Source organism: Streptomyces niphimycinicus (assembly GCF_018883605.1).
Taxonomy (GTDB): Bacteria; Actinomycetota; Actinomycetes; order Streptomycetales; family Streptomycetaceae; genus Streptomyces; species Streptomyces niphimycinicus.
The window spans coordinates 1-2575 of record NZ_JAHLEM010000814.1; the positions used below are offsets into that span (position 1 = coordinate 1).

Annotated in this window: 1 protein-coding gene; it reads left to right on the forward strand. The window is 67.5% G+C overall.

Annotation, left to right across the window (positions count from 1 at the left end; translation table 11 throughout):
• The first annotated feature begins 191 nt into the window (after window positions 1-191).
• A complete protein-coding gene (locus tag KN815_RS43300) occupies window positions 192-2486 on the forward strand; it encodes a transglycosylase domain-containing protein (protein WP_216347241.1) in 2295 nt (764 codons plus the stop codon).
• Window positions 2487-2575: the final 89 nt, after the last annotated feature.

Below are 2575 nucleotides of genomic sequence, written 5' to 3' on the forward strand. Positions count from 1 at the left end.
GCCGTAGACGAGGAGCCGATCCCGGCGCGGGCGGCGCGGGCCACGGTGGTCGCGGTGGCGGCCGGCGGGGGACCGGCGGCGGCCGCGGACATGGTTCGGGGGGCGATGGGCACCCCGACAAAAAGCGCTTTATCGACTATCCGCGTGGCGGAAGGTCGGGTTTCCGGCGCTGGGTTCCGTCCTGGAAGCTGATGACGGGAACCTTCCTCTTCTTCTTCGCGGTGCTGCTCGGCGCCGTCGGCATCGGGCTCTGGCTGGTGCAGGTGCCGACCGCCCAGGCCGCGTCCCAGACCCAGAAGAACGTCTACTACTGGGCGGACGGCAAGCAGATGGTGGTCTCCGGCGGTGGTGACCTCAACCGTCAGATCGTCCCCCTCAGCAAGATCCCCAAGTCCATGCAGAACGCGGTGATCTCCGCGGAGAACGCCAGCTTCTACCAGGACTCCGGCGTCGACCCGATGGGTATCGCGCGCGCGGTCGTCAACATGGCGCGGGGCGGCGCGACCCAGAGTGGGTCGACCATCACCCAGCAGTTCGTGAAGAACACCTACCTGGACCAGTCGCAGACGCTCACGCGCAAGGTCAAGGAGCTGTTCATCTCCATAAAGGTGGGCGCGACCAAGGACAAGGACTACATCCTCGGGAGCTACCTGAACACCGCCTACTACGGACGTGGTGCCTACGGCTGCCAGGCGGCGGCCCGCGCGTACTACGACCGGGACTGCTCGGCCCTGACGCCCAGCCAGAGCGCCTTCCTGGCCTCGACGCTGAACGGCCCCAACCTCTACGACCCGAACGGCGGCTACGGCGCCGCGGCCACCAAGGAGGCCAACACCAAGCGGGCCAAGCAGCGCTGGGAGTGGATCCTGCGGCGTGAGGTCGCCGTGCACAGGCTGAGCAAGACCGAGGCCCAGGAGTGGATCGGCAAGGGTTTCCCGATGCCGCAGGACCCGAAGGTGGCCACGAACAAGCAGGGCCAGATCGGCTACCTCACCGACCTCGCCGACAACTACATCATCGCCAACACCGGAATCAGCAAGTCGAAGCTGGACAAGGGTGGCTATCAGATCCATACCACCTTCGACCGGAAAAAGATCAGTGAGCTGACCCGGGCGGTCGAGAAGGTCTCCAAGGAGAACATCAAGCCGAAACTGCGCGAGCCGGACAAGTACGTCCAGTTCGGCGGTGCGTCGGTGGAGCCCAAGACGGGCAAGATCCTGGCCATCTACGGCGGCAAGAACGCGCTGGAGCACTATCGCAACAACGCCGACTACACCGGTGTCCAGGTGGGCTCGACCTTCAAGCCCTTCGTGATGGCCGCCGCGATGACCAATGGCGTCCGTGATCCGAAGGGCCCCCGGGAGCAACCCGATTCCGAGCGCACCCTGGTCTCGCCGAGCAGTGTCTACAACGGCGACAACAAGGTGACCCTGAAGGACTACGACGGATCCGTCTGGCACGACAAGGACGGCAAGGAGTGGCACCAGCGGAACGACGGTGACGAGGACAAGGGCCCGGTCAGCCTGCGCACCGCGATGCAGTACTCGGTGAACACCCCGTTCATCCAGTTGGGCATGGACGTCGGCACCGACAAGGTGCGGGACTCGGCCCTGGCCGCGGGGCTCACCAAGGAGCAACTGGCCTCGATCACCCCGACGTTCTCGCTCGGCACCTCCGCACCCAGCGCCATCCGGCTCGCCGGGGCGTACGCCACCTTCGCGGCCAGCGGCGAGCAGGCCGACCCGTACTCGGTGGAGCGGGTCGAGGACAAGAACGGCCCCGTCTACGACCACAAGCAGGACGCCCAGCTCAAGCGGGCGTTCGACTCGAACGTGGCGAACAACGTCACCGACGTCCTGGAGAACGTGGTCCAGCACGGCACCGGCACCTCGGCGAAGATCGGCCGGCCGGCGGCGGGCAAGACCGGAACCACCGACGAGAACAAGTCGGCCTGGTTCTCCGGCTACACCCCGCAGCTTTCCACCGCGATCGGCATGTGGCGGGTGAACGACCAGGCCAAGAGCCAGAAGTTCCTGTCCATGCGCGGTGTGGGCGGTCAGAAGACGATCCACGGCGCGTCCTTCCCGGCGGAGATCTGGGCCGACTACATGCGCGGTGCCCTGGAGGGCAAGCCGGTCAAGGACTTCCCCGCGGCCACCCCGATCGGCCAGAAGGTCTTCGGCGAGGACGCGAGCCCGAGCCCGCCCCCGACGACGGACAAGCCTTCCGAGTCCCCGTCGGAGTCTCCTTCGGAATCTCCGTCGGAGTCGCCCTCGGAGTCGCCGTCCGACAGTCCGAGCCCGACGGACACCTGTGACCCGCTCGACTTCAACTGCAAAGACAACGGCGGCAACCAGAACGGCGGCAACCAGAACGGCGGCCAGAACGGTGGTCCGGGCGGTCCGACCACATCGCCGACCTCGGATCCGCCGGGCGGACCCGGAGGCATATTCGGCGGCCCGACCGGGGCCCGACGGAAGGACTAGCCCCGAGCCCCGTACGACCCGTGCACCACTCGCCGGCCGCGCCGGAGCGAACCCCGCTCCGGCGCGGCCGGCGCCGTTCCGGGCCCTGG

Excerpts from the sequence above, each read along its gene's own strand:
- KN815_RS43300 (WP_216347241.1), top strand. The coding sequence starts at position 192 with ATGACGGGAACCTTCCTCTTCTTCTTCGCGGTGCTGCTCGGCGCCGTC.